This is a genomic window from Phenylobacterium sp. 58.2.17, from assembly GCF_026411515.1.
In the GTDB taxonomy this organism is placed as follows: Bacteria; Pseudomonadota; Alphaproteobacteria; order Caulobacterales; family Caulobacteraceae; genus Phenylobacterium.
Genome location: NZ_JAPMTQ010000017.1, coordinates 32,945 through 57,237, shown reverse-complemented (window position 1 = coordinate 57,237; position 24,293 = coordinate 32,945). Strand labels below are relative to the sequence as shown.

Genomic DNA, 24,293 nt, shown 5'->3' with positions numbered 1-24,293 from the left:
CGCTGTGGCGTACCACCGGGAAGAACGACAGGGCCGTGCGGATGCGCACAACGCGTCTGTGCTGACTACCTAGACCGGTACCTGCACCTTCGGCTTCACGGCGATCCGATCGCGGACTTGCGTATAGACCTCCGCAATGCCTGGCATCGTGACCGTCGTCACGACCGCATAGGGGATAGGGTCATCGATTTCGTCTAGCTGGCGCTGAACCATAAGGTCGAAGCTTGCATCCGCACCGAGAGCGGCCGCCTTCTCGCCAGTCCAGCGGCGATGGATGACGGTGCCTCGGTGAGCTTGGTTGCTATCCGGCTGGTGGCCAGCGGCTTTGACGGCGAAGCTCACCGCTGGCTCGTTGGGTTCGACGAGCTTGAGCCGAACGCCCCGGTAGTTGCCGGCGCCCACTCGCGGCGGCGCGAACCAGGCGACGGTCGCCGAAATCTCATGGAGCTGGGCCTTCCCGGACATGATCGCGGGCAGGGGAACAGCGAAGGTATGGGATTGTTCCTTGGTCAGTTGGCCGACCGCCCAAAGAGTTGCGCGATCGTTCGCACAGTCCAAGACCATGCCCGCCTCGACGGCGCCGTACCCAAGATAGCGCCGCACATTGTCCTTCTGCCGAACATGCAGCTTGTTGTCCGCCGGGCCAAGAATCTCGACGATCAAGTCGCGTGCTGGTGTCCAGCGAGCGCAATGGACAAGAAGGGCCTTCAGCAGCGCGGCCCGTTGGGGGCCGGGAAGCCCCACGAAGTCGTCATAGGACGCCTCGAGAGCTTCATGCGCGCGCGCGGCGACGCCGGTCATGATCGCGGCGGCTACGCTGGTCCCAACGGTGCGATTGGTCCGATCAGGATTAGCGTCTGTTGGCGCCGGCGGCGCGGCGACAACAATGCCGCCTAGCAGCGAGGAGTTTTTCCCAATGGGACGAAGCGCGTGTCCCGCGCCGGCCGGCATTAGCCTCACATGGTGACGCCCCCCCGGAGCGAGCACATCAGGCTTCACGGCATTGCCCATTCCTGGGCCAAGACCGCTGGAGATCGTGCATAGCCCGGTGTCGAGCCAGACGTCGAAGGTGGATGCTGGCAACACGCCTTGCGGAAAGCTGTCGCTATGCAGAGCGCCAACCGTCAGAGCATTAATCGATTCCGACGGCGCAAGGATGCGGCGGTGCGCAATGGCCGCGGCGCTTGCGCGCAGCGTCGTGCGGGCCTTCTGCGCAGCATCGAGCGCTTCAAAGGCGATGGTGTTCATATCGGCCGTGACGAGGTCGTCTAGATGATTGCCGGCGCTGATGATGAAAAGCAGTCCGTAGGTGTGCGACAGATGATCGACAACCCGAGCCCAGCCGGACATACGACCTGTGAAGGGCTTGTTTCGGTCGCCGAGTGAGGCGTTGATCACGATGACGCTCGGAGCTGCGGGATCCTCGCCCGCCTTCAGGCGAAGCACAGCCTCTTCGAAGAGGTCGGCTGGTAAGCGGTCGGGGAAACGCTCGTCCTGGTCCAGGTCCTGGGGCGCGAACATCACATTGACGAAGAACACACGACGCTCGAGCGGCGGCATCGCAGGGGCCGCGAGGTCGCCGTGCAGCACCGCCGAGGCCATGGCAGTTCCATGTATTCGTCGCCCCACAGCGAGCGGTTCGAGGTCGAACGGATCATCGACCGAGAGGCGACCAGTGAGACGCGGGTGGCCCGCGAGCGGCACGGCGTCGAAAACGGCGGCGATGGGATCGCCTTGGGGCAGCGGCGGCATAGCGGGCGCCGGCCCCTCTTGGCTTTCGTAGGCGGTGACATGCACGGCGCTTTGAGGCCGGATGTGCATGACAGACTCTGCAGCCACTAGGCCCTCGTGTCCTCGGGCAAGGACTCGACCGAGTTCCGCCTGGGGAATGTCGGCGAGCAGGGCGTGGTACTTTGCGCCTTCGATCCGGGTTCTGGAAATGAGCTCGCCGCCACTCTCCAGCAGAGCGCCGAGCGCATCACGTTCAACGCCCGCGCCGGCGGCGCGGAATACGAGCTCTATCTCAAGGCGGATCATGCCTCTGCTGTCAGCTCGCTCCTGGGCGAGAATCTCGAAGTCTTCCGGTGTGACGCGATCCTGCGGCCCCCAGGGGCGGAGGTCCCTCAGCTGAGCAAACAGATTGCGCCAGGGTGTGAGTCCCTCCGGCAGGGCCTGCCCCGCCTGGAAGCGGGTCCACAGACCCACCATCTGGCGCAACGCCGCCACGTCCGGGATCATCAGGTAGAGTGACGGACTTTGGTCGGCGTCGTCGCCTTCAAGATCTTCCGCGCCGATGAACTCCAGCCCTGGCACGAGTTGCGCGGCGCGGGCGAAGTTTTGTACGTCGGTCGTCAGTTCGAAAACAAGCAGGCGTTCGGGAGCGAGACCGGCGGCGTCCGAGCGAAGTTCAAGCGGATCACGGCCAGCCGCAAAGGTCTGCGCAAGGCGTTGGAGTTCTTGTCCTGGACGGCGACCAAGTTGTTCCGCCGCACCGAATTGACGCGGAGGCGGGAATGCAGGTTTACGCTTCTGACGACCGCCGGCCTTTGGCGGATCTAGGCGCAGAAGTGGAAATTGCGGGGGTTTCGCCATTTGCCCACGGCGTCACGCGAGACGCCCAAAGATTGAGTTCTTCAGCGACGACGCGTTTCAGCGACTCACCACCTTGGGAGAGAATATGGCGCCGGCGCACGTTTTGGCAGAATTCGGACACTTCGGCGAAACTGACAGGTCCAAGTTTGTCCGCCAGACGCTCGGGGGCGATGCCGGGATCGTCGCGCCAAGTCTCGAAATAGCGTGACACCAAGACGGCGCGCCTAGCCGCGTCCGGCGCGGGCATGTCGATCCGCAACTGGAAGCGACGCCAGACGGCCCGATCAAGAAGCTCAGCATGGTTCGTCGCTGCGACGGCGATCACATAGCTTGGCAACTGATCGAGTTGCATCAGCAGGAATGAGACAACGCGTTTGATCTCGCCGGTTTCGTGGACATCGCCACGCTCCTTCCCGACTGCGTCGAACTCATCGAAGAATAGGACGCACGGCGTGGCGCGGGCGTACTCAAAAAGCTTCGCCAACCGCGCATTGGTCTCGCCCAGATAGGCTCCGACGAGCGCGTCATAGCGGACGGTCAACAGCGGAAGAGCGACGGCTTCGGCGATAGCTTCAGCGATTGAGGTCTTGCCGTTCCCCGGTGGCCCGCACAGCAGGACGCGGTGCCGGGGTTGCATGCCCTGGGCGCGCAGCAGATCAGACCGGGATTGTTCCTCGATGAGCTGACGCGCTACGCGATCCGCCGGCAAAGGAAGAATGAGGTCGTCGAGACGAACCTGCGGCTCCGACTCGATGACGAAATCGCGCCCTCCAGTCTGGGGGCGTCGCATTTCATTAGAGGTAGTGACCGGGACCGTTTGAAGAGCGCGTTCAAGGCGGTCAGCAAGGACGTGGTGGCTCTTGGATTTCTCCTCGGCCACGATGGCTTCCACGGTCGATGCGAGCATCGATCGATCCCCGGCTGCACCGGCGCGGACTAAGGAAACAAGTAGGTCGCTTCTGGCCATATCCACATCCTACCCTTGCATCGAAGCAGGACCTTCAAATCAGGTTAACATGGCGGCTTTGGTGCCGCGAGCAGCATCGACCTGTTGCAGGCGGGACTCACTCGCGCAATTCCGACGATCAACAAATAGAACAAAACTAGAACATAGACAAATGCGAAACCTCGGGCGGCCGGACGTCGTTCCGACGGCGAGAGGGGCATCGCACCCATTCAGAGTGCAAACCGAAGAGTAAGAGCTCGGCCGGGTCGGCCGTGACGGGTTGAGGTCGCGAGAGAGGCTCGCGGCGCCCGTCGCGGAGATCCGCGATGTCACGCCACGCTGCTCGCGCCCGTTCCGGCCAGGGCCGGACGAGCCTCTATCAGGACGTCACCGACAAGATCATCGCCGAACTGGAGGCCGGGCGTCTGCCCTGGGTCCAGCCGTGGGGGGCGGCCAAGGCGCCGCTGGCCATGCCGAGAAACGCCGCCACGCGCCGCGGCTATTCCGGGATCAATGTGCTGATCCTCTGGGGCGCGGTCATCGACCATGGTTTCAGCAGCCAGGGCTGGCTCACCTTCCGCCAGGCGCTCAGCCTGGGCGGCAATGTCCGCAAGGGCGCGCACGGCGTGAGCGTCGTCTTCGCCGACCGCTTCACACCGGATTCCGAACGCCGCCGCGCCCAGGCGCAGGGCGATGAGCCGGGCATGATCCTCTTCCTGAAGCGCTTCACGGTGTTCAACACCGACCAGTGCGAAGGTCTGCCGGAGGATATCGCCCCGGCGCCGCCCCCCATCCCCGAAGGTCTGATCGCACCCCAGGCCGAGACGCTGATCGCCGCGACCAGAGCCGACTTTCGGATCGGCGGCGATCAGGCGTTCTACAGCCCCACCCACGACTTCGTGCAGGTTCCTCGGCCTGACGTCTACTTCGAGCCGATCAACTGGCATAGGACCGCCCTGCATGAACTCGGTCACTGGACGGGTCATTCATCGCGGCTGGCCCGGGATCAGTCAGGGGCCATGGGCTCGGCGCTCTACGCCAAGGAGGAGCTGGTCGCCGAGATGACCAGCGCCTTCGTCTGCGCCTCGCTCGGTATTATCCCCACGGTGCGGCACGCCGACTACGTCGGCGCCTGGCTGGAGGTGTTGCGGGCCGACAATCGCGCCGTGGTCCGCGCCGCCAGCGCCGCGTCGAAGGCGGCGGACTATCTCCTGGCCTTCCGGCCGGGCGCACCGGCCGGAGTGGAGGGCGCGTGACCCCCGCCGCTCCGTGTCCCGCGCTCGGAGCGGCGGATCAGCCGGAGAGCAAGAGGCGGGCGGGGGCTTCGTGACGGGCTTGTAGGTCGAGAGAGGTTTCCCGGCCGGCCCGCCATGGAGATCCGCCATGACCAAGGCCCAGAAGATCGTCCTCAGCGCCTCACGGGACATCCCCTTCAACCAGCTGGTGCTCAGCCAGTCGAACGTCCGGCGCATCAAGGCCGGCGTCTCGATCGAGGAACTGGCCGAAGACATCGCCCGCCGCACCCTGCTGCAGAGCATCACCGTGCGGCCCGTGCTGGACGCCGATGGCGCCGAGACCGGCATGTTCGAGATCCCGGCAGGCGGTCGCCGCTACCGGGCGCTGGAACTCCTGGTGAAACAGAAGCGCCTGGCCCGCACGGCGCCGGTCCCCTGCGTCGTGCGCACGGAAGGTATCGCCGAGGAGGACAGCCTCGCCGAGAACGTCCAGCGCGCGCCGCTGCACCCGCTCGACCAGTTCCGCGCCTTCCTCGCCCTGCGCGAGAAGGGCCAGGGCGAGGAAGAGATCGCCGCGGCCTTCTTCGTCGGCGTCCAGGTGGTCCGCCAGCGCCTGCGGCTGGCCTCGGTCTCGCCAGTGCTGCTTGAGGTCTATGCCGACGACGGCATGACCCTCGACCAACTCATGGCCTTCACGGTCAGCTCCGACCACGAACGCCAGGAGCAGGTCTGGGAAGCGGTCCAGCGCTCCTACAACAAGGAGGCCTACCAGATCCGCCGCTTCCTCACCGAGGGCGCGGTCCGGGCGTCGGACAAGCGCGCCCAGTTCGCCGGGCCGGAGTACGAGGCCGCCGGCGGCGCCGTCATGCGCGACCTCTTTCAACACGACGACGGCGGCTGGTTGCAGGACCCGGGCCTGCTCGATCGCCTGGTCGTGGAAAAGCTGGAGCGGGAGGCCAGCGCCATCCGCACCGAGGGCTGGAAGTGGGTCGAGGTCGCGACCGACTTTCCCTATGGCCACACCTTCGGCCAACGGCGGTTGTCGGGAGATGGAGCCGAACTGACCGACGCGGAGGTCACGACGCATGCGGCCTTGAAGGCCGAGTACGAGCAGCTGGAGGAGACCTATGCGCAGGTCGAGGACCTGCCCGATGAGGTCGATCAGCGGCTAAGCGAGATCGAGACCGCGCTGGAGGCGTTCCAGGACCGTCCGATCGTCTACGCGCCGGACGAGGTCGCCCGCGCCGGCGCCTTCGTCAGTCTCGATCCGACCGGGTCGCTGCGCGTCGAGCGCGGCTATGTCCGCCCTGAGGACGAACCGGCGCTCAAGGGAGCGGACGCCGACGAACCCGACGCCGTGTCGGGTACGCCGGAGAGCGAGCCCGACGGCGAGGCGGGAGCCGAGGATGGCGAACCGCAGGAAGCCGACGAAGGTCTTCGTCCGCTCCCCGACCGGTTGATGACAGAGCTCACCGCCCACCGGACCCTGGCGCTGCGTGACGCGCTGGGGAGCGATCCCGACACCGCCTTCCTGGCGATGCTGCACGTCCTCTGTCTGAAGCTCTTTTACCGCCATGGCTTGGACTCCTGCCTCGAGATCGAGGCCAAGTGCGTGGTCTTCGGTCAGCAGGCGCCGGGCCTGGCCGACACCCCCTCCGCCACGGCGGTCGAGGCGCGTCACCAGGCCTGGGCCGATCAGCTGCCTGGCGAGCCGGCCGGGCTCTGGGAGGCGTTGACGGCCTTCGACCACGACAGCCGCCAGGCTCTGTTCGCCCACTGCATCGGCCAGACCCTCAACGCCGTCCACGAGGCGTGGAACCGACGGCCCAAGGCGCTCGCCCAGGCCGACCGGCTGGCCACGGTGGTCGGCCTGGACATGGCGGCCGTGGGCTGGATCCCCACCGTCGACAACTTCCTGGGCCGGGTGACCAAGGCCCAGATCGTGCTCGCCGTCCAAGAAGCCCGGGGCGAAGCCGCCGCCCGGCGGATCGACCATCTGAAGAAAGGCGATATGGCGCGCGAGGCCGAGCAGATGCTCGCCGGCTCGGGCTGGATTCCGGAGCCGCTGCGGACCGTGGGGCTCGGCAATGCGGCTATCGCGCCCCCGGCGGAAATCGACGGCGAACAGGCCATCGACGCCCCGTCGCCTGAGCGGGATGCTGGCGATCGGCAGGCGGACCCCCGCGCCTTCGCCGCCGAGTAGGTCGAGCCCCCTGATCGACCTGGGAGGGACCCGTCGCCATCGGCGGGTCCCTTTCCCATGGGAGCCCACGCCATGCGGACCACCGCATCCGATCTGGCGCAGCGCCTCGCAGTCCAAGCCGAGGCGGTCTGCCGTCACTACCTTTCCAAGGGCCGCCGCGAAGGTCGCTACTGGCTGGCCGGCGATGTCCGTAATACGCCGGGCCGCAGTCTCTATGTCCGCCTTGCAGACGCCGGCGCGGGACGCGGCGCCGTGGGGAAATGGACCGACGCCGCCACCGGCGACCACGGCGATCTGCTCGATCTCATCGCCCAGAACCGGGGCTTCCACCGCCTCAGCGACACGCTCGACGAGGCTCGCCGTTTCCTGGCCCTACCGCCATCCATCTCAACCACCGAGCCGGCCCGATGCCGTTCGCCTGGGTGGTCCACTCGATCGTCGCTGGCCGCTGAGCGGCTCTTCGCCATCTCGACGCCGATCCGGGGCACGCTCGCGGAGACCTATCTGCGCAAACGCGGCATCGACGCGCTGACGGCCTGCGAAGCGCTGCGTTTCCATCCCCGTTGCTTCTATCGGCCGAGCCACGACGATGCCGCCGGTGTCAGAGGCGCATGGCCGGCCATGATCGCCGCGGTGACCGACCTGACGGGGCGGCAGGTCGGCGCGCATCGCACCTGGCTCGACCCGGCGACCGCAGACAAGGCGCCGGTCGCCTCACCGCGCCGGGCCATGGGGCGTCTGCTTGGCCACGGCGTCCGCCTGGGCCGGGTCCAGGCGGTGATGGCGGCCGGCGAAGGGCTCGAGACCATGTTGTCGCTCCGCTGCGCCCTGCCGGCCCTGCCCGCTGTGGCGGCCCTCTCTTCAGCCCATCTCGCCGCGCTGCACCTGCCCGAGACGCTGCGGCGTCTCTACATCGCCCGCGACGACGACCGGGCGGGCCACACGGCTGCGGCGACCCTGGCCGACCGAGCGGCCCGCGCTGGGATCGAGACGGCGATCCTCTCGCCCCGCCAAGCCGACTTCAACGACGACCTGCGTCATCTCGGCCCCAACCTCCTGGCCGCCGTGCTCCGGGTCCAACTCGTTCGCGAGGACATCGGCCGCCTCTGGAGCCAGTCGCAATAGCGGCGCGTCGGAGGGCGCTGCCGCGCTCGGCCCGTCGATCACAGCAGCGTCGACCGCCATGGGCGGCCCCTCGGAAGCATCCCGCGCCCACGGCCTTCTGGAGGGCGATCGGTCGGCGGTCGGCCCGGCCCCGCAACGGCGGGCGGCGCCTATTTTCCGCCGCCGAGCAGGCTCGGCTTTGCATCGCCAGACAAAATAGCCGCCGCCCGCCGTCCTCCGCTGACGCTGCGGCCTGCCGGTGCGGAGCCCGTCCGCCCGCCTCCAGGGGATCGCCACGAAGGCCGCGATGGGCGCGGCCGATCCGACGGAGGCCAGCACCATGGCGACCAACCCCATCTTCGACGACGTCGAACCCGAGCATGCCGCCTCTTCGACGGCGAACCTGATCGACGACCTGCGGCTCTACGGCCATCGCACCTTCGAAGACGAGGCCGATCCAAGGCCCTCGCCCGAGGAGGGCGCCATGGCGGGCGCCGTCGCCGATATCTTCGACGCCCTGGTCGCGACCCTGACCGACACCTGCCTCGAGCCCGACCTGCAGGACCTGCTCTGGGCGGGCGTCAATCTCTTCCACCGCGCCGCTGAGCGCGCGCAGCGCCGTCTCGACGACAACGAGGACGCCCAGAAACGCAGCCAGCGACGACAGGACGGCTCCGAGATCCGCTCGGTCGAGTTGGAACACCTGCTCGCCCAGGGCCTGTCCCTGACCGGGCGCCGCAACGGCCTGGAGACGTTTCGCGATCGGGCCGCCGAGCACTACCAGCTCCACCTCGGCCTGGCCTGGACGCCTCGCGCCGGATCGAAGGCGACCCGCGCAACCCTGACCGCGGCGATGATCGACAGCCGCGACTATCTCGCCGCCAAGCATCGGGCCGAAACTCTGACGCTCCTGCCGCCTGGACCGAAGATCGCCTTCACCGGCGGCGCGGCCTGCAACGACCACAGCCGCATCTGGGACGCGCTCGACAAGGTCTTGGCCAGGCATCCCGACATGGTGCTGCTGCATGGCGGCACGCCCACTGGGGCCGAACGCATCGCCGCCTGCTGGGCCGAGGCCCGCAAGATCACGCACATCGCCTTCAAACCCGACTGGACCCGGCACGCCAAGGCCGCGCCCTTCAAGCGCAACGACAAGATGCTCGACGTCCTGCCGATCGGGGTCCTGGCCTTCCCGGGCACCGGCATCAACGCCAACCTGGCCGACAAGGCCAAGATGATGGGCATCCCGGTCTGGCGGTTCGGCGGTGCGTGAGCGCCGCAGGACAGCCGCGCTCCGATCACCGCGCCAGCGTCGAGCCGGCCCGATCGTTCACGCCGGCCGGGGCCGATCGCCGAGGCTGATGTCGGACTCCATCACCGCCGCTGATGACGCCAGGTCGTTGGCCGGGCACAGGTAGCGCCCCGCCAGCTCTCCACTCTTCAGATGGATCCGCATTTCCACGGGTTCGCCGCGAGCGGCCAACGCCTGCGCCAGCCGCCGGCCCGCGACCTCTGCGCGACCGCCAGCCTTGAACGCCATCTCGTTCTCGATCTCATCGGATCGAACGACCCAACCGGTTTCGGTCGGCAAGACGAATACTGTCTTCACGCAGCTCCTCCTCCTCCAACAACCTTCGCCGCTATCTGGGCGCCGGCGCGGCCGATGCAAGGCTGGCGATACGTTCAAGACCCGAAGGTTTCCCCTCGCCATCCTGCTCTCCCAGACGCGAGGGGTGAGACATGGGACTGACATCGGAACATGTGCATTGGATCTTCGGCGCCGCGTTGATCGCGGTGGCCAGCCTGCAGATTTGGCGCGCGCACGGGAAGCTGACCAGTCGATGGCTCGACTTCGTCGTTCCGCTGGCGCTCGTCCTCTTCGGCCTGGAGATGGCTCTCGACCCTCTCGTCCACGGCGCGGCCAAGCCCGGCGGCTACGGCGCCGAAAGCGCCCAGCACCTGGTGCTTGGGCTCATTCTGATCCTGGGCGCGGCGGTCGAGGTCGTTCGCGTCCGAAAGGGGCTGATGACCCTCGCCTGGCGCATGCCGCTCATCCTGGCCGTACTCATCGCCGCGGGCCTCTTTGCCTTCCATGCGCAGCATGACGCCGACGCCCCGATGTTGCTGCTGATGACCCAGCATCGGGTGATCGCCGCCACCCTGCTGGCGGCCGCGCTGGCGCTGTTGATCTCGCCCCTCGATGGTCCAGACGCCGGGCCCCGCCCGGTAGCGTTCCCCCTGATCATCCTGATCCTGGGCGCGCAGTTCCTGCTCTACACCGAGGGGCGCACGATCTTCAGCCCGGCCGATCAGATGCCCGCCCGTCATTCAGCGGGCGCGCGGCATTGAGCGCAGCGGCCCGAGTTCCGAGAGGGTGACGCCGAACATCCGCCGTAGGGTCCTGGCCATGTGGGCCTGGTCGGCGAAACCGCCCAGGCCCGCCGCCGCGGCCGGGCTCTCGCCCGACGCCGCCGCGCGCAAGGCGAGCTCAAGTTTGCGCCAGAGCGCATACCGCGCGGGTGGAACGCCGAGGCCGCGGCGGGCGAGGTCCCGGAACCCCGAGTTTGAGAGGCCCGCGCGGCTGGCCAGACCGCCGATCCCCGCCTCGACACCAGCCTCGATATCGTCGCGCGGTTGGACGAGCGCGCCCAGCCGCGCGTCTAGACCCAGGTCGCCTGGCCCAATCGCAGACACCAGTTCGGCGACCAACTGCTCGCCCGCGGCGCCCGCGGCGATGCGGCGCCGGACCAGACCCGCCATCCCGGGAACGAAGGCGGCCGTATCCCCGGCCAGCGACCACAGCACTCGTCCCAGCGCCCCGCGTGGGTCCGCATAGAGCAAGAGCATCGGCCCGCCACCCGGCGGCACGCGGTGCTGGACCATCGGGCCGATCGCTACGGCCTCGGCGCAGATGACGCGGTCTCCGGCCAAGGCCACCGTCACAGGACCGTCCAGACCCACGGCCAGCTGCAGCGCGACGTGGGCGTGCGGCGTCTGGTCGGCGACCGGCCCGACATAGAGCGCCCAGCTGTCGCCGAGACGCAGCTCGCCGATCCAGGCAGATCGGATCTTGGTCATCGTCCGCTCCAAGCGACGGAGCAATTGGCGCCCCCCGCCCTCGAGATCGGCAAGAGCCATCGCGGATCCAGCGGCGAATCGTTGCGCGGCATGGGCGCCTTTCCGAGTCATCCTGAAGGGAATACGCATACGCGGGCGACCGCCCCCGACATCCTCCACACCAACGGGATCGAGCCGTCGCCCCAGACTTCGGCGGACTTCCTGGTTGAGCCAGCGCGTCTCGCGCGCTTCTGGTTTGCGCCGTCAGCCGCGACACAGGCGCCCTCTCCTGGCCTGATCTGGCCGAAGGACGACTTCGCCTCGATCGTCTCTCCGCAACCCGCCCGGGCGGTTTCTTCCCCTGGGCTACGCCCATTCCTCGCGGACCAAGAAACACGCCCGGTCGTGGTCCTACGCTGCGCTGCGGCCGTGCTTCGCCCGGTGCGGGGCCGATCGCCTGCGGCCTTGGGATCGCCATCGAGGTCGCGATGGACGCGACCCGAGACCCAAACAAGGAGCACGGCAATGGCCACCATCGGCACCTTCAAGAAATCCGGCGAGGAGTATCAGGGCGAGATCGTCACCCTGAGCGTCCAGGCCAAAGGCGTCCGCTTCGTCCCCGAAGCCAACCGGTCCGGCGACAACGCCCCCAGCCACCGCATCTATGTCCACCGGGCTGAGATCGGCGCGGCCTGGACCAAGACCTCCAGCGAGGGGCGCGACTACCTCTCGGTCAAGCTGGACGACCCGAGCTTCACCGCGCCCATCTTCGCCAACCTCTTCGATGACGAGGGCGGCGAGACCCACACCCTGATCTGGTCGCGCCCGCGCAAACCCAGCGCCGATTAGAACCCGCGACCGGCCCCGCTCCTTCCCGAGCGGGGCCAACCGGGCCGGACGGAACGATCATCGTGGCGATGCCGCCAGCGCATCCCCCCGATGCCGGCCCACGTCGATCCTAACGTCTTCAAAGGGCGTTATGGTGAACCACGCCGCGCGGGAGGCCAGCATGACCGGTCGCGATTTCCTCGACACGCCGCCGACAGGGGCGACGCTCACAGACTACGACCGCGCCCATCTGAAGACCTATCTTAGGCTGCTGGACGCGGCCGCCGACGGCGCTGACTGGCGCGAGGCGGCCGAGGCGATCTTCGGCCTCGATGTCGCCGCCGATCCAGAACGGGCGCGGCAGGTTCACGATCGCCATCTTGAGCGCGCCCGTTGGATCACCGAGCACGGCTACCGCGACCTGCTGCGTCAGGGCTGAGCCGCCGGGCCGGGCGATGCCACAGCGGCATCGCCCGGCGTCCCCTCACCGACTTCCCACCGGCCGCCATGGTCCGGAGCATAAGCGCGCTCACTCCCCCAGAGCAAAGCGGACCCGGAGCTCTCCATGACGCCCGACGCCTCGCGGTGGCGGTCCTCGGCCGACTACGCCTATCTCGACACTCTCATCGCCTCCGATCTCGCCTGGGAATGCCTGCGCCGCAACCCGGCCTACCAGCAGGACTATGCGCAGATCACCCAGCAGGCGACCGGCGACGAGCGGGCGATCCAGCGGCTGCGGTCGCGTTGGGGGTTGCGATTTCCCGGTGTCCCCCGCCGAGAACGCCAGGACCGCCCCGGTGTTCTGGGCGCCCGAAGCCGATCTGGCGACCGTCATCCTGGCGCCCTCCCCGCTGTCGACCGGCGTTTCCTTCAGCACACTGGCCACCGCTGATCAGGGTCGCACCGACACCGACGCGGCGGGCCGATACCTCATCCTGGGCGACGGCGTCGACGCGATCCACCTGGCGCTCCTTGGCCGCGCCAGACCCGGCCGGCCGCTCGCCGTGATCGTCCCGCTGGACGCCGACCTGCCCGCGCGGATCGTCGCCGCCGTGGGCCTTTGGCGCCGTCTCGGCGCCGGGGGCGGTCCGCGGGGATTGACCGCCCAGAAGCGGAGACGGTTGATCCAGATGCTGCGCGCCGTCGACGGCCGCCGCTGTGGCGCCGCCCATCGCGAGATCGCCATCGCGCTGTTCGGCGCAGCGCGCGTGACGAGCGAACCCTGGAAGACCTCTTCATTGCGCGACGCGACCCTGCGGCTCGTGCGGGACGGCCTTCGCATGGTCGACGGCGGCTATCGCGGCCTGTTGCGCCCCCGCCGCGTCTCGCACTGATCCCGTCATCAGCGAGCTTGGTCAGGGCCACGGGTGCGGTTTCGCCGCGAGGTCTTCGCACTCCCTGGCGCCGGAGCCTCTCCGCCACCGTGCCCGAGGTCCCGCGCCGCCATCCGGCGAGGCGCGGGGATGACCCGGAGACCGACCATGTCCGCCACCTCGCCCGGCGCTCCGCCGCGGTTCCTGCGCACCCCCGAGGCTGCGCGTTTCCTCAGCCTGTCACATCGGACTCTGGAAAAGCATCGCACCTACGGCACCGGTCCCGCCTACCGCAAACTCGGTGGTCGAGTGGTCTACGCCCTGGAGGACCTGCAAGCCTGGGCCGATCGCGGCGCCAAGACCTCGACCAGCGATCCAGGCGTGGGGACCGTCCTGCCGGCCAAGCGCGTCCCGCGTCCAGGCGATGATCATGACCCCGGCGCACGATGACACGGCGCGGTCCATGACGACCGTCGAACTCCTGTGGATCGAGAAGCGCGTCGAGCGCTGGATCCGCTTCGGCCGCATGGCGCACGAGGAGATTCTAGACCGTCGCCGCCGTGTCGTCGGCTTCGCTTCCGGCGAGGTCTTCGCCTTGGTGCGGTGGGCCGCCAACGACTACGGGACGGCGGTATCGCGGCTGGACGTGCTGCGCGCCGTCGCACCCGACGAACCGCGCTGCACCGTACCCTGCGTGACGCCTGGGGCGGACATCCTGCTGCGGGTCATAGGCTGGACGCAGGTCCAGAGGGCGCTTGAAGTCATCGACGCCATCGAGCGCGGCGGGATCGATCCGTGCGAGGTCGCGCCGGACCATTGGTGCCATGTCCACGGCCGGATCGCCGCGCACGAGGCGCCGCGCGCCTACACCCGTGAACGGCATCTGGCCTGGCTCCGCCGCCGGCGGCTGTCATGACGCCGACGGCCCGGACATCGCTTGTCATCGGCGCGTTGGCGGCGAGCGCCACGACGCTCACGCTGTGGCGCGATCCGCCGCTCAAGCTACTGTGGAACGCTTCGGCGAGCGCGCCGATCGGGCTCTATTGGGTGGATCGGCCGGACGCGCTTCGCCGTGGCGATCTGGTGGTCGCCCGCCCCGGCGCGCCGCTCGCAGCCGTCCTCGCCGAGCGCGGCTATCTCGCGTCCGGCGTGCCGCTGATCAAGCCGCTGGCGGCGCTGCCGGGCCAGCGCATCTGCCGCTCTGGACTTGCCGTTCTCATCGACGGCGTCGTGGTCGCCCAGGCGCGGACGCATGACCGCCGGGGCCGCAGCCTGCCGGTCTGGCGAGGCTGTCAGTCGATCGCGCCGGGCGCCGTCTTCCTGATGAATCCCGCCCATGAGGACAGTCTCGACGGGCGCTATTTCGGCCCGCTTCCCGCCACCGCCCTCGTCGGCCGCGCGCGACCTTTTTGGGTCGCTCAGCAACCGAATGACCGCAGCGCCTCCGGCCGTCGCCGACGCTGATCGCATCTCTCCCAAACCCTCGAATGGAGATCGCCATGGCTCGCATTGGAACCTTCACCCGCACCGCGGACGGCTTCGCCGGACGCCTCCAACTGCTCCGCGAAACCATCGACCTCGTCCTCGTCCCAGCCGCCGACGGCGGCGGCGACAAGGCGCCCGACTACCGCATCCTGCGCGCGGGCGACGACGGCGGCGATGTCGGCGCCGGCTGGAAGCACACCGGCGAGAAGGCCGGTCCTTATGTGTCGCTGGTGCTCGACGATCCCACGCTCAGCCGGCCGATCCGCGCTCACCTGTTCCGGGTCGATGGCGAGGCCGAGGTTCACCATCTGCACTGGACTCGCCCGCCGCGGCGCGCCCATCAAGGCTCGGACTGATGGCGGCGGCACGCGACGTGATCGCGCCTCGCCGACCGATTTGGATCGGGCTGATCGCGCTTCTGGCGTCGCCCTGCGTCGGCCTGGCGGCGGAACCGGCGCCGGGTGGGCCGCAGGACGACGTCGCGGTCCACATCGCCCAGGCGTCACGCCGGTTCGGTCTTCCCGAGGCCTGGATCTCCGCCGTGGTCCGCGCCGAAAGCGCCGGCGACCCACGCGCCGTCTCGCGGGCCGGCGCCATGGGGCTGATGCAGATCATGCCGGCGACCTGGACGGAACTCCGCGTTCGATATGGCTTGGGAACCGATCCGTTCGATCCCCGCGACAACATCCTGGCCGGTTCGGCCTACCTGCGCGAGCTTCACGACCGCTATGGCGTCGCCGGCTTTCTGGCCGCCTACAATGCAGGTCCCGGACGCTATGAGGACAGCTTGACGACCGGCCGGCCGCTACCGGCCGAAACCCGCGCCTACCTCGCCAAGCTCTCTCCGGTTGTCGGGGCGAGCCGGGGCGGCGACAGCGCTTCTGCGGACCCCGATGCTGTCACATGGCGTCGCTCGGCGCTGTTTCCGGGTCGTTCGGACATCGCCCTGGGCGCCGACCAAGGGGCCGGTGATCCGCGAGCCGACCACCAGATCCCCGCGGGCTCCGACACGCCCCTTCCCGTCCCGGTCCCTGGCCTCGCCGAACTCTTCGTCCCCGTTTCCAGCCGATCGCCCGCCCGATGACCGCCATCGGGTCTCCGCTCGCCCTATCGGACTTCAGCGTAGATGAGCGCGGATATGGTTCATGTCCGCCAGCAACCAGCCGCCGATCGCAAGATAAAAGCAGCGCCGTCGGGCGGGCGGCTGGGGGTGGCTGGGCTTGGGTTTGCTGCGCCGTCGCCCAGGCTCCACGGCTGGCGCAGGACGTAGATTTCTCAGACTTTTCAAAGCCCCAAGCGCCATCTCCCGCTTGCAGCGTGCGCCATGCCCGGGTCTGACGACGACTTTCAGCTCCGGCCGGGACGCATGCGGGGCGGCGGCGCCAAGGCCGGGGCCGTCGGCAGCTTCGTGGGACAGGTCCACCAGGCGACGATGAAGGCCGGCGGTCGAGGCGGCGGGCCGTCGAAACGCGCGGCCGGCTCACGGTTCGGTCGCGGTCGGAGCGCGGCCCTCGCGCGAGGCCTTCGCTCGCCCGGCCGGCGTGTTGTGATCACCGCCCGGATCGTCCGCCACGCCGGGGCCAGGTTTCGCGCCGCGTCGCTGGCCCGGCACGTCGCCTATCTCGAACGCGAGGGCGTCACCCGCGACGGCCAGCGGGCGCGGATGTTCGACGCCAGATCGGAACAGGCTGATGTCGACGGGTTCGCAAGCCGATGCGACGGCGACCGGCACCATTTCCGCTTCATCGTTTCGCCCGAGGACGCCGGCCAGCTCGCCGATCTGCGCACCTTCACCCGCGAACTCATGGACGACGCCGCCCGCGATCTGGGCACGGATCTGGAGTGGGTGGCGGTGGATCACTGGAACACCGACAATCCGCACGTCCACGTGCTGGTCCGCGGCCGCTCCGATGACGTGCGGGATCTGGTGATCGGCCGCGACTACATCAGCCGGGGCCTGCGCGCCCGCGCCGAAGCGCGCGTCACTCTCGAGCTCGGCCCCCGGAGTGAACGCGACGTCGCCGCCGCCCTGGCGCGCGATGTGGCCGCGGAGCGATGGACCAAGCTCGATCGCAGCTTGCGGACCCTGGCCGACCACGGCGGCGGTCTCATCGACCTTCGCCCGGACGGCGCGGACGCCGACCCCGAACTGCGGCGCCTGATGGTCGGGCGCGCCCGGACGCTCGAACGCTTGGGTCTGGCCGACCCCGCCGGCGTCGCCCGCTGGACGTTGAGGCCGGGTCACGAGGAAACGCTGCGGGCGCTGTCGATCCGAGGCGATATCATCAAGACCCTCCATCGGGCCATGAGCCAGGCCGGCCGGGCGCCCGAGCCCGCCGGGTTCGCGGTCCATGACGAAGACCCGCGCGACCCTGTGCTCGGGCGGCTGATCGAGCGGGGCCTGCACGACGAGCTGCGGGGCAGCGCCTATGTCGTGATCGACGGCGTCGATGGCCGCAGCCATCATCTGCGGTTCGACGATCTTGAGGCGACCGGCGACGCCAAGCCCGGTGCGATCGTGGAGCTTCGCACCTGGACTGATGCGCGAGGCGACCCTCGCCTGGCCCTGGCCACGCGTTCGGATCTGCCCTTGGAGGCCCAGGTCGGCGCGCCAGGCGCCACCTGGCTCGATCGTCAGCTCGTCGCCCGCGACCCGGTCGAGACCGGTGGCGGGTTCGGCGCGGAGGTCCGCGCCGCACTGGACGAGCGCATGGCCCATCTGGTCGAGCTGGGTCTGGCCCGGCGACGGGATCAGCGCGTCGCCTTCGCTGCGGGGCTGCTGGACACCTTGCGCAGCCGCGAGTTGGGCGCCGCCGTCACCCAACTGGCCGCCGAAACGGGGCTAGCCCATCGTCCCTCGGCCGCAGGGGAGTTCGTCGCCGGCGCCTATCGCCAGCGGCTGGACCTGGCCTCGGGTCGGTTCGCGATGATCGACGACGGACTGGGCTTCCAGCTCGTGCCGTGGCGGCCGGCGCTCGATCCGCATCTGGGGCGACAGGTCTCGGGGATGATGGCGGTAGGCGGGAGCGTGGACTGGAGCTTCGGCCGCCGTAGGAATCTAGGACTATGAGCGCTGGTCAGGTGTCGTCCTTGGGCTCCTCCGCCCGGCGCGGACCAACCCCGACATTGGGTGCTTTCTCGTTCAGCCATTTCTGCGCCCAGTCTTCCTGCGGGCGCGCCTTGCTGGCCAGGCCGGCGAACAGCTCTGAGAAGGCCGTCACCAGGGTCGTGGTCTCCAGCCGTTCGATGTCCGGTCCCAGCTCGGTGCAGAACTCCTGCAGGGCGATCGCCAGCGCGATCATCATCTTGTTCCTGGCGCAGTGCCCAGCCAGATCAGGCGCGCCGATCAGCGCGCCGCCCAGGATCGCATAGGGATCGCTGTCCGTGGCCTGGGCGAACCTCAGGACCAGATCGACGTTCAGTCGGCCGCCGCCGGCCTCGAAATGCAGGTACGAGCGCAGAGGGATGCCCATTCCCGTCGCGATCTCGCGCGAGGTCATCTGCCGGGTGCGCCGGACCGCGCGGAGGGCGAGCGACAGTTGCTGGCTGCGTCTACGGCTTTCCGGATCGATGGAGGACATGCAACCGACGCGTCCGTTTCATCTACTTTTGCGTGTCGCCAACCTGTCGCGGTTCAACACGCGGATCAATGCTGGGCGAGTTCGCCGCGCCCTGTCGCACGCGGGGATGCGATGCCCATTCAATTGAACTACGGAATATAGGCCGCATCACCCTCAAGAAAAATCCCGCAAAAATCCTGCGCAATGCCGCACGATCTTTGCACAACCGCGCAAGTATACTGAATATAAACGCAAATTGCTACTTTGGGGCGCATTGTGTATCTATAGAGCGCGGAGGGATCTGTGGACTAAGCGTCACGCGCATCAGTGATGGAGTGTCGAGTTGAGGGGTTTTCCTTCGTCCAACAGCCGAGATCCATTCGGCATGGCCCTGGAGACGCTGCGAGCCCGGTTGCGGCAGGGCGCCTACGTTCTGGGAGAGCCGCTCACCATCGTCGATTTGGCGCACGACATGAGCCTAAGCCCCACCCCCGTCCGCGAGGCCCTGTCTCGTTTGGCCGGAGAGGGCCTGGTCGAGGACCGCCGTGGGCGAGGCTACTTCGCCCCGCGCGTTGATGTCGCCGACCTCACCGAACTCTACGCGCTCAATCTGCTGCACCTGACCGGCGCGCTCGAGTTCGCACAGGCGCGCAAGGCCGTGGGCGCGGCGTCGCCGGAGACGGCGCGGGACATGCTGGACACCCTGCTCGCGGGCCTCGGCCCCCTCCTTGGCCTGGCCGCCTTCTCCGAGCACCTCTTCGACCGCGTGATCGCGGTCGGCGGCAACCGCGCCCTGGCGGGATCCTATCGAGTCATCGCCGACCGCCTGGGGCCGGCCCGGCGGGTTGAGCCCGAGGTGCTGGAGGGCATGGCCGAAGAGGTCGCCCAGCTCGCGGCCTTGTTCGACGCCGGAAACCTGTCCGATTTTCGCGAGTGCATGGGCCTGTTCCATGATCGTCGTCGAGAGCAGGCGAGGCACATTGTCGAGGCCCTCAGGGCGCGCCGAATGTTCCAGTGAGAAATTTGGCCAATATAGTTTCAATACACGCGACCCCATGTGCTGCTGACCTTGCCGCTCATCCCGCGGCGTTTCTCAACTTTTGGAGATCGTCATGCCCAAGATGCGCAAGGTCCGCCTCCTCCGCCTCGGCAGCGCTCGTCGCCTGACCAAGGGCGGCCCAATCGGCCTGCAGACGGAAGATTTCGTGCGGCCCTATTTCGGCTGAGCCGTCGCCTCGTCGGCGTCGGCCCCGGCCGGCGCCGACGTTCTTGCTCTCCATCCGGCCCATCTCGCACGGAGGCGCCGTGAGCTATCATCTGGCATCCGGCACACACGCCGTTCTTGTAGGCCAGGATCTGGTCGTTCTGGATATCGCCGGCGACGCCTATTTTTGCCACGTTGGTTGCGCAGCCCAGATCGACCTCGCCCAGCGCCCCAGCGTGCAGATCGCCTCGGCCGATCTGGCCAAGGCGCTAATCGATGCGGGCCTGGTGACGTCGGCTCCGGTATGCGGCCGACGTCCGTTTCGGCGTCCCCCAAACCGCCCCAGCACGGATCTCTGGGAGATCCCACCGCCATCGCCCATGCCTGGCGATCGGCGTCGGATGTGCCGAGCCTATGCCGATTTGCTGCACCGCTATGCTGGCCGCTCCTTGCGCCAACTGGTGACCACCGCGCAGCGTCGGGATGACGATGGGACGGCGCTCCGAAGCCAGGAGCCGTCTCCCGAGCTTGTCCGGCTCTCGGCGCGATTTCGGCAGCTTCTGCCTTGGGCGCCGATCCAGGGCGAATGCCTGTTCCGATCCTTCATGCTCCTGCTGTTCCTACGCCGGTCCGGTCTCGACGCTCTTTGGGTGTTCGGGGTCCGCACCTGGCCCTTCGAAGCCCACTGCTGGCTCCAGGTCGGCGATGTCGTGCTGAACGACAGCGCCGAACATGTCCTGGGCTACGAGCCGATATTCGCCGCATGAGCGGCTATGTGGTCCTGACTTGGCCGTCGGACGACGCGGAGGCCCGCAACCGCCTAGCAGCGCTCCTGCCCCCGGTGGTGCTGGCCGAAGGCTGGCGCTGGGCGATCAAGGACGACAATTGGTGGGTGCTGACGACGGCCCATCAGCCGCCGGCGATTCTTCAGATTCCCGACGTCAGCGGCCTGATCATCGGGGACCTCTTCACCCGCCAGTTCGCCGCTGCGACTCCGGCCATGTTGCGGGGCCGCCTCAGCGTGGAACGCGCCTGCCCTGAACGCCAATGCCGCAACCTGCTCGCAGACTTCTGGGGTCGTTATGTCGCCGTCCTGCCACAAGATGCCGGACCACGGCCGGCGATCTTCAGGGATCCCTCCGGCGCGCTAGAGTGCCTCACCTGGGAGACCGGCGGCGTTACGGTCGTGGCCTCTCACCTGCCAGATTGGCTGCTCGACCACCTGACTCCAAGGCTGGCCGTGGATTGGTCTCGGGTCGGAGCCTTCCTGACCAATTCCGCCAACATCGGCGGCCCATTGGCGCTCAGTGGGATCGAGGCGGTTCCGGCCGGGGCCCTATACGCAGACGGACAAGTCAAACCGCTCTGGCGCCCTGGCGACATCGCCCGCCGGCCTGCACCCTCGTTGGAACAGGCCCAAGATGGCCTGCGTGAGGTGGTCGACGGCTGCGTCGCGGCGCTGGCCTCTCCCCCAGGGTCGATCATCGCCGAGGTTTCCGGCGGCTTCGACTCAGCGGTGGTGGCCGCTACCCTGGCGCGGCTGCCCAACGCGGGCGTCGTCCAGTGGGTGAACTATCATGCTCCCGATCGCCGCGGCGACGAGCGGCGCTATGCGCGCGCCCTCGCCGATCACTGCAGGTTCACATTGTCCGAGGCCATCAAACCCGAAGCTGGCCTCATCGCCGCGGGGCTTCAAGCTATTTCGGGCGGTCCGCGACCGGCCTTGGACGGCCTGGATGTTCCGCGCGACCGCGACATCGCCGCGCGTTGCGAGACTCTCGGCGCGCGAGCGATCTTCACCGGCCAGGGCGGCGACATGGTGTTCTTCCAGCGCGCCACGCCGCTGGTGCTGGCCGACGATTTGCGAAGACGGGGTTTGAGGGCGCTCAGCCCGACCGCTTTGCGCAACATGTCCATCTGGACCGGCCGATCAGCCTGGTCGGCCCTGCATAGCGCCGTTCACGGATCTCGGCGCGGGACAACCGCAGTAGACCATCCCTGGCTGGCCGACCTCGAGGGCCTGCCACCCGCTAAACGGCTGCAGATCGAGACCCTCGCAGAATGCCAGATGATGTCGGGCGACAGCCTTCGGGCGCGGCAGGCCACCATGATCCATCCGCTGCTCGCCCAACCCGTCATGGAACATTGTTTGACCATACCGGTCATGGATCTGACAGGCGGCCGCCGTGATCGCGCCCTGGCCCGTAGGGCCTTCGCCGATCGCCTGCCCCGTCTGATCACCGAACGCAGGGCAAAGGGCGAACTCAGCGCCTATTATGGGCGCATGGTCACGGCCAGCCTCGACTTCCTGCGCCCACAGCTGTTGGAGGGCCGACTGGCGGCGCATGGCCTGATAGACCGCAACCGCCTGGACGACGTCCTGACGCCGGAGAGCCTGATCTGGCGCGGCGACTATGCGGGGATCCTGGTCACCGCCCTGGTGGAGAGCTGGGCGGCTTCGTGGGAGCGGCGCATCGCGGCGGGCTTCAAGGCCCCTTGACCTGCTCGGTCTCGACAGATCGCCATCGCTCGGCCTGGACCTGCCATCGCTCATACTGGGCCGCCTTCGCCGGATCGGGGTCGGCCCGATTCCGAAGCCAGAAATCGAACCAGTCCAGCGTACGCGCTGCGGCCGAGGCGATGGACCGGGGCCGGTGCAGAATGTGCGTTTCGTCCGGATAGGCGATCAGGTCCGTGGGCACCCGCGCCTCACGCAGGGCCTGATCGAGTTCGAGCGCCGTCGGGGCAGTGACGCCGGTGAATATCTGCAAGAGCGGACCGGCGAACCGTTCGCCGCGCGCCGAAGGGGAGAAGGCCCGATAGGCCGGGAGGTGCCGGGGATCGAGGGGAGAACCGCCAAAGAGCGTCCGATAGGTTTCCCGCACCCGACCGCCGCGCCAGAATCCACCGGCGCTGAAGAAGGCGGTGTCGGCGTTGATCCCAGCCCGGAAGACATCCGACTGGCTGAGCGCCAAGGTGGTGACGATGCCGCCACGGCTGTAGCCTGCGATACCGACCCGATCACGATCAACCAACCCGCGATCGATCTGCGACTGGACCGCGGCCTCCATGGTCGCCACCGCCTCCAGACCCATCGCCTTCTGCATCCTGCCGACCTCCAAGTCCGTCGTGGCGAAAGCATAGGCGGAACTCGCAGCTGGATCAGACGAGCTCTCATTGACTGAGAGTACGACATAGCCGCGCTCGGCCAGGCTCTGCAGTGGAAAGGCCCACTGAAATCCCGCATCGACGAACCGGTTCTGAGCGTCGCTTGCGTGGGTGATGACGACGGCTGGATAGCGGCGGCCCGGTTGGTAGTGGCGCGGATAGGTGACGTAGCCGCGGCTGGTGACGCCAAAGCGGTTTGTCCAGATCGCCGGTTCGTTGCGAAGCGGCGGGATCGTATCGTAGCGGGCGTTGGGGCGCGCCAGGATCTCGATGCGGCTCCGCTTGGGAGCGACCATCACCAGCTCGGGCGGACGGGTCAGGGTTTCGCGACTGCAGACGCCGACGGTTAGGTCGGTGCTGAACGCGCAGTTGTCGAGATGCTCCGCGACGGCCTCGATCGTGGCGTTCGGCGCCCGCGGGAGGAAGACCAGGCCCGATCGGTCAGGGTGGCGCACGCCGTAGATCGCCCGCCCATCGGCGGCGCGCCAAGCGCCCCAGTAGCCACCTAGGGCGCTGAAGGCGACGGCGCCGTGATCGGCCGTCTCCTCGCCATCCGGCCCGATCTCGACGAGACGACGCCCGCCGGCATTATCCCGACGCACGACCAGATGGCCCCGCGGCGTGGGAGCGCCGTAAAGGATCAACTCACCTGCCGCGGCGGGCGCCTGGGTCGTCTCGCCGCTGACGAGAGCGAAACGCCCACCGCCGACCGAGATCCTGCCGCCCCGCGCCTGGGTCACCAGCGAGTAGGACAGATGGCGGACGTCGGCCCAGGCCACGCTGCCGTTCTGGAAGGCGCCTGTCGCGTTGGAACGGTCGCCCGGCGCCAACGCAGCCAAGCGATCGCGCCCTTCGGCCGGCTCGAGGACGCGCAGTTCGACCCGCCGGGCCGTGGGTCGGGTGAAGAAGTCGATGGCCGGGGTCAGGCCGTCCTCGAAGACCAGCCCCTCGTCGCGCAGCGCCGCCAGTTCGACGGGCGAGCGGGGCACAAGGCGAACATACCAAAGCGCCGAACCATCGGCGTTCCAGCCATAGGCCAGCACGCCCGTCCGGCGGACCGGATCGCTGGCGCTGGTGGCTTGGCCGTCGGCGCCGCCAACGTCGGCCAGGTCAGGATTGACCACGACCGGCGCGCGACGGCCGTCGTCGTCCACGTCGTAGACCTGCACCCCGTCGCCGAAATCGCCGCGAAGGGTCCAGCCGCGGGCGCCAGGTCGCCACTGGAGATCGGCGAGGTAACCTGCTTCGATCAGCTTGCGCGCCGAACCTGGACGCGCCATGTCGATGACGTAGAGGGCATAGTGATCGCCGCCCGAGGCGATCGACGGCTGCTTCAGCAGGAAGGCCGCGCGCTCCCCCGCCCCGTCGATCGCCGTGCCGGTGATCCGGGTGACCTCGACCATGTCAGGGATGGTCCACCCCCTCACCGCCGTGACGGGCGAGGCATGGGCCGGGATGGTCTGCGGCAAGGTCGCGGCCGGAGAGCAGGTCGGCGCCGCGAACACGATCAGGGTCAAGGCCGCGCCACAGGCGCGACCGATCAAAGGCTCTAGGGCCATGGGACAATCTCTTGAGAGGAACCAACGCCGGCCATCGAC

At 68.4% G+C, this 24,293-nt stretch carries 24 protein-coding genes; 18 read left to right on the top strand and 6 right to left on the bottom strand.

The window, feature by feature from the left end; all coding sequences use genetic code 11:
• Window positions 1-69: 69 nt before the first annotated feature.
• Window positions 70-2,592, bottom strand: coding sequence for a S8 family peptidase (locus OUA97_RS12995; RefSeq protein ID WP_267232324.1), 2,523 nt, complete (start codon window positions 2,590-2,592; stop codon window positions 70-72).
• Window positions 2,522-3,499 carry an AAA family ATPase gene (locus OUA97_RS12990; RefSeq protein ID WP_267232323.1) on the bottom strand — a complete coding sequence of 326 codons (978 nt, stop codon included), beginning with the start codon at window positions 3,497-3,499 and terminating at the stop codon, window positions 2,522-2,524. The genes OUA97_RS12995 and OUA97_RS12990 overlap by 71 nt, the downstream gene beginning before the upstream one ends.
• Window positions 3,500-3,864: 365 nt before the next feature.
• Between OUA97_RS12990 and OUA97_RS12985 the strand changes: the two genes are divergently transcribed.
• The 4 genes from OUA97_RS12985 (at window position 3,865) to OUA97_RS12970 (ending at window position 9,353) form a co-directional block, all read left to right on the top strand.
• Window positions 3,865-4,794 (top strand): ArdC family protein, encoded by a 930-nt coding sequence (locus tag OUA97_RS12985; protein ID WP_267232322.1) that lies wholly within the window; start codon window positions 3,865-3,867, stop codon window positions 4,792-4,794.
• A gap of 127 nt (window positions 4,795-4,921) precedes the next feature.
• A complete protein-coding gene (locus OUA97_RS12980) occupies window positions 4,922-6,976 on the top strand; it encodes a ParB/RepB/Spo0J family partition protein (RefSeq protein WP_267232321.1) in 2,055 nt (684 codons plus the stop codon).
• A gap of 72 nt (window positions 6,977-7,048) precedes the next feature.
• Entirely contained in the window at window positions 7,049-8,101 is a 1,053-nt protein-coding gene (locus OUA97_RS12975) for a toprim domain-containing protein (protein WP_267232320.1), read from the top strand.
• A 319-nt stretch (window positions 8,102-8,420) separates the two neighbouring features.
• Window positions 8,421-9,353: a DUF2493 domain-containing protein gene (locus OUA97_RS12970; RefSeq protein ID WP_267232319.1), complete on the top strand. Its 933-nt coding sequence runs from the start codon at window positions 8,421-8,423 to the stop codon at window positions 9,351-9,353.
• 57 nt (window positions 9,354-9,410) lie between these two features.
• Here the strand turns inward: OUA97_RS12970 and OUA97_RS12965 are convergent, their stop codons facing one another.
• Complete coding sequence (locus OUA97_RS12965; protein ID WP_267232318.1) at window positions 9,411-9,689, bottom strand: hypothetical protein; 279 nt, start codon at window positions 9,687-9,689, stop codon at window positions 9,411-9,413.
• Between the two features lie 131 nt (window positions 9,690-9,820).
• On the opposite strand from OUA97_RS12965, the gene OUA97_RS12960 reads away from it, so the two are divergent.
• On the top strand, window positions 9,821-10,429 hold the full coding sequence (locus OUA97_RS12960) for a hypothetical protein (RefSeq protein ID WP_267232317.1): 609 nt from the start codon (window positions 9,821-9,823) through the stop codon (window positions 10,427-10,429).
• Here the strand turns inward: OUA97_RS12960 and OUA97_RS12955 are convergent.
• A complete protein-coding gene (locus OUA97_RS12955; RefSeq protein WP_267232316.1) occupies window positions 10,409-11,158 on the bottom strand; it encodes an AraC family transcriptional regulator in 750 nt (249 codons plus the stop codon). The two genes, OUA97_RS12960 and OUA97_RS12955, sit on opposite strands and share 21 nt — an antisense overlap.
• Window positions 11,159-11,662: 504 nt before the next feature.
• Between OUA97_RS12955 and OUA97_RS12950 the strand changes: the two genes are divergently transcribed.
• The 10 genes from OUA97_RS12950 to OUA97_RS12905 all read left to right on the top strand — a co-directional run bounded on the left by OUA97_RS12950 (window position 11,663) and on the right by OUA97_RS12905 (window position 17,833).
• Window positions 11,663-11,986, top strand: a complete 324-nt coding sequence (locus tag OUA97_RS12950; RefSeq protein WP_267232315.1) for a DUF736 domain-containing protein — start codon at window positions 11,663-11,665, stop codon at window positions 11,984-11,986.
• Window positions 11,987-12,146: 160 nt separating this feature from the next.
• On the top strand, window positions 12,147-12,404 hold the full coding sequence (locus OUA97_RS12945; RefSeq protein WP_267232314.1) for a DNA -binding domain-containing protein: 258 nt from the start codon (window positions 12,147-12,149) through the stop codon (window positions 12,402-12,404).
• Window positions 12,405-12,530: 126 nt separating this feature from the next.
• Window positions 12,531-12,857 (top strand): transcriptional regulator domain-containing protein, encoded by a 327-nt coding sequence (locus OUA97_RS12940; RefSeq protein WP_267232313.1) that lies wholly within the window; start codon window positions 12,531-12,533, stop codon window positions 12,855-12,857.
• Window positions 12,763-13,299 carry a DUF2285 domain-containing protein gene (locus tag OUA97_RS12935; protein ID WP_267232312.1) on the top strand — a complete coding sequence of 179 codons (537 nt, stop codon included), beginning with the start codon at window positions 12,763-12,765 and terminating at the stop codon, window positions 13,297-13,299. The genes OUA97_RS12940 and OUA97_RS12935 overlap by 95 nt, the downstream gene beginning before the upstream one ends.
• 147 nt (window positions 13,300-13,446) lie before the next feature.
• Window positions 13,447-13,728, top strand: coding sequence for a helix-turn-helix transcriptional regulator (locus OUA97_RS12930; RefSeq protein ID WP_267232311.1), 282 nt, complete (start codon window positions 13,447-13,449; stop codon window positions 13,726-13,728).
• Window positions 13,703-14,194, top strand: coding sequence for a DUF2840 domain-containing protein (locus tag OUA97_RS12925; protein WP_416362429.1), 492 nt, complete (start codon window positions 13,703-13,705; stop codon window positions 14,192-14,194). The genes OUA97_RS12930 and OUA97_RS12925 overlap by 26 nt, the downstream gene beginning before the upstream one ends.
• Window positions 14,191-14,742: a S26 family signal peptidase gene (locus OUA97_RS12920; protein WP_267232309.1), complete on the top strand. Its 552-nt coding sequence runs from the start codon at window positions 14,191-14,193 to the stop codon at window positions 14,740-14,742. The genes OUA97_RS12925 and OUA97_RS12920 overlap by 4 nt, the downstream gene beginning before the upstream one ends.
• A 35-nt stretch (window positions 14,743-14,777) precedes the next feature.
• Entirely contained in the window at window positions 14,778-15,119 is a 342-nt protein-coding gene (locus OUA97_RS12915) for a DUF736 domain-containing protein (protein WP_267232308.1), read from the top strand.
• A complete protein-coding gene (locus OUA97_RS12910; RefSeq protein WP_267232307.1) occupies window positions 15,119-15,847 on the top strand; it encodes a lytic transglycosylase domain-containing protein in 729 nt (242 codons plus the stop codon). Before OUA97_RS12915 ends, OUA97_RS12910 begins: the two co-directional genes overlap by 1 nt.
• A 240-nt stretch (window positions 15,848-16,087) precedes the next feature.
• A complete protein-coding gene (locus OUA97_RS12905) occupies window positions 16,088-17,833 on the top strand; it encodes a relaxase/mobilization nuclease domain-containing protein (protein WP_267232306.1) in 1,746 nt (581 codons plus the stop codon).
• A 7-nt stretch (window positions 17,834-17,840) separates the two neighbouring features.
• Here OUA97_RS12905 and OUA97_RS12900 read toward each other — a convergent pair whose 3' ends face one another.
• Window positions 17,841-18,344, bottom strand: a complete 504-nt coding sequence (locus OUA97_RS12900) for a helix-turn-helix domain-containing protein (RefSeq protein WP_267232305.1) — start codon at window positions 18,342-18,344, stop codon at window positions 17,841-17,843.
• 364 nt (window positions 18,345-18,708) lie between these two features.
• Between OUA97_RS12900 and OUA97_RS12895 the strand changes: the two genes are divergently transcribed.
• The 3 genes from OUA97_RS12895 to OUA97_RS12885 all read left to right on the top strand — a co-directional run bounded on the left by OUA97_RS12895 (window position 18,709) and on the right by OUA97_RS12885 (window position 22,027).
• Window positions 18,709-19,341, top strand: coding sequence for a GntR family transcriptional regulator (locus OUA97_RS12895; protein WP_267232304.1), 633 nt, complete (start codon window positions 18,709-18,711; stop codon window positions 19,339-19,341).
• 287 nt (window positions 19,342-19,628) lie between these two features.
• Window positions 19,629-20,294: a lasso peptide biosynthesis B2 protein gene (locus OUA97_RS12890; protein ID WP_267232303.1), complete on the top strand. Its 666-nt coding sequence runs from the start codon at window positions 19,629-19,631 to the stop codon at window positions 20,292-20,294.
• Window positions 20,291-22,027, top strand: a complete 1,737-nt coding sequence (locus OUA97_RS12885; protein ID WP_267232302.1) for an asparagine synthase-related protein — start codon at window positions 20,291-20,293, stop codon at window positions 22,025-22,027. The genes OUA97_RS12890 and OUA97_RS12885 overlap by 4 nt, the downstream gene beginning before the upstream one ends.
• Here OUA97_RS12885 and OUA97_RS12880 read toward each other — a convergent pair.
• Window positions 22,014-24,254, bottom strand: coding sequence for a prolyl oligopeptidase family serine peptidase (locus OUA97_RS12880; RefSeq protein WP_267232301.1), 2,241 nt, complete (start codon window positions 24,252-24,254; stop codon window positions 22,014-22,016). The genes OUA97_RS12885 and OUA97_RS12880 overlap by 14 nt on opposite strands.
• Between the last annotated feature and the right edge of the window lie 39 nt (window positions 24,255-24,293).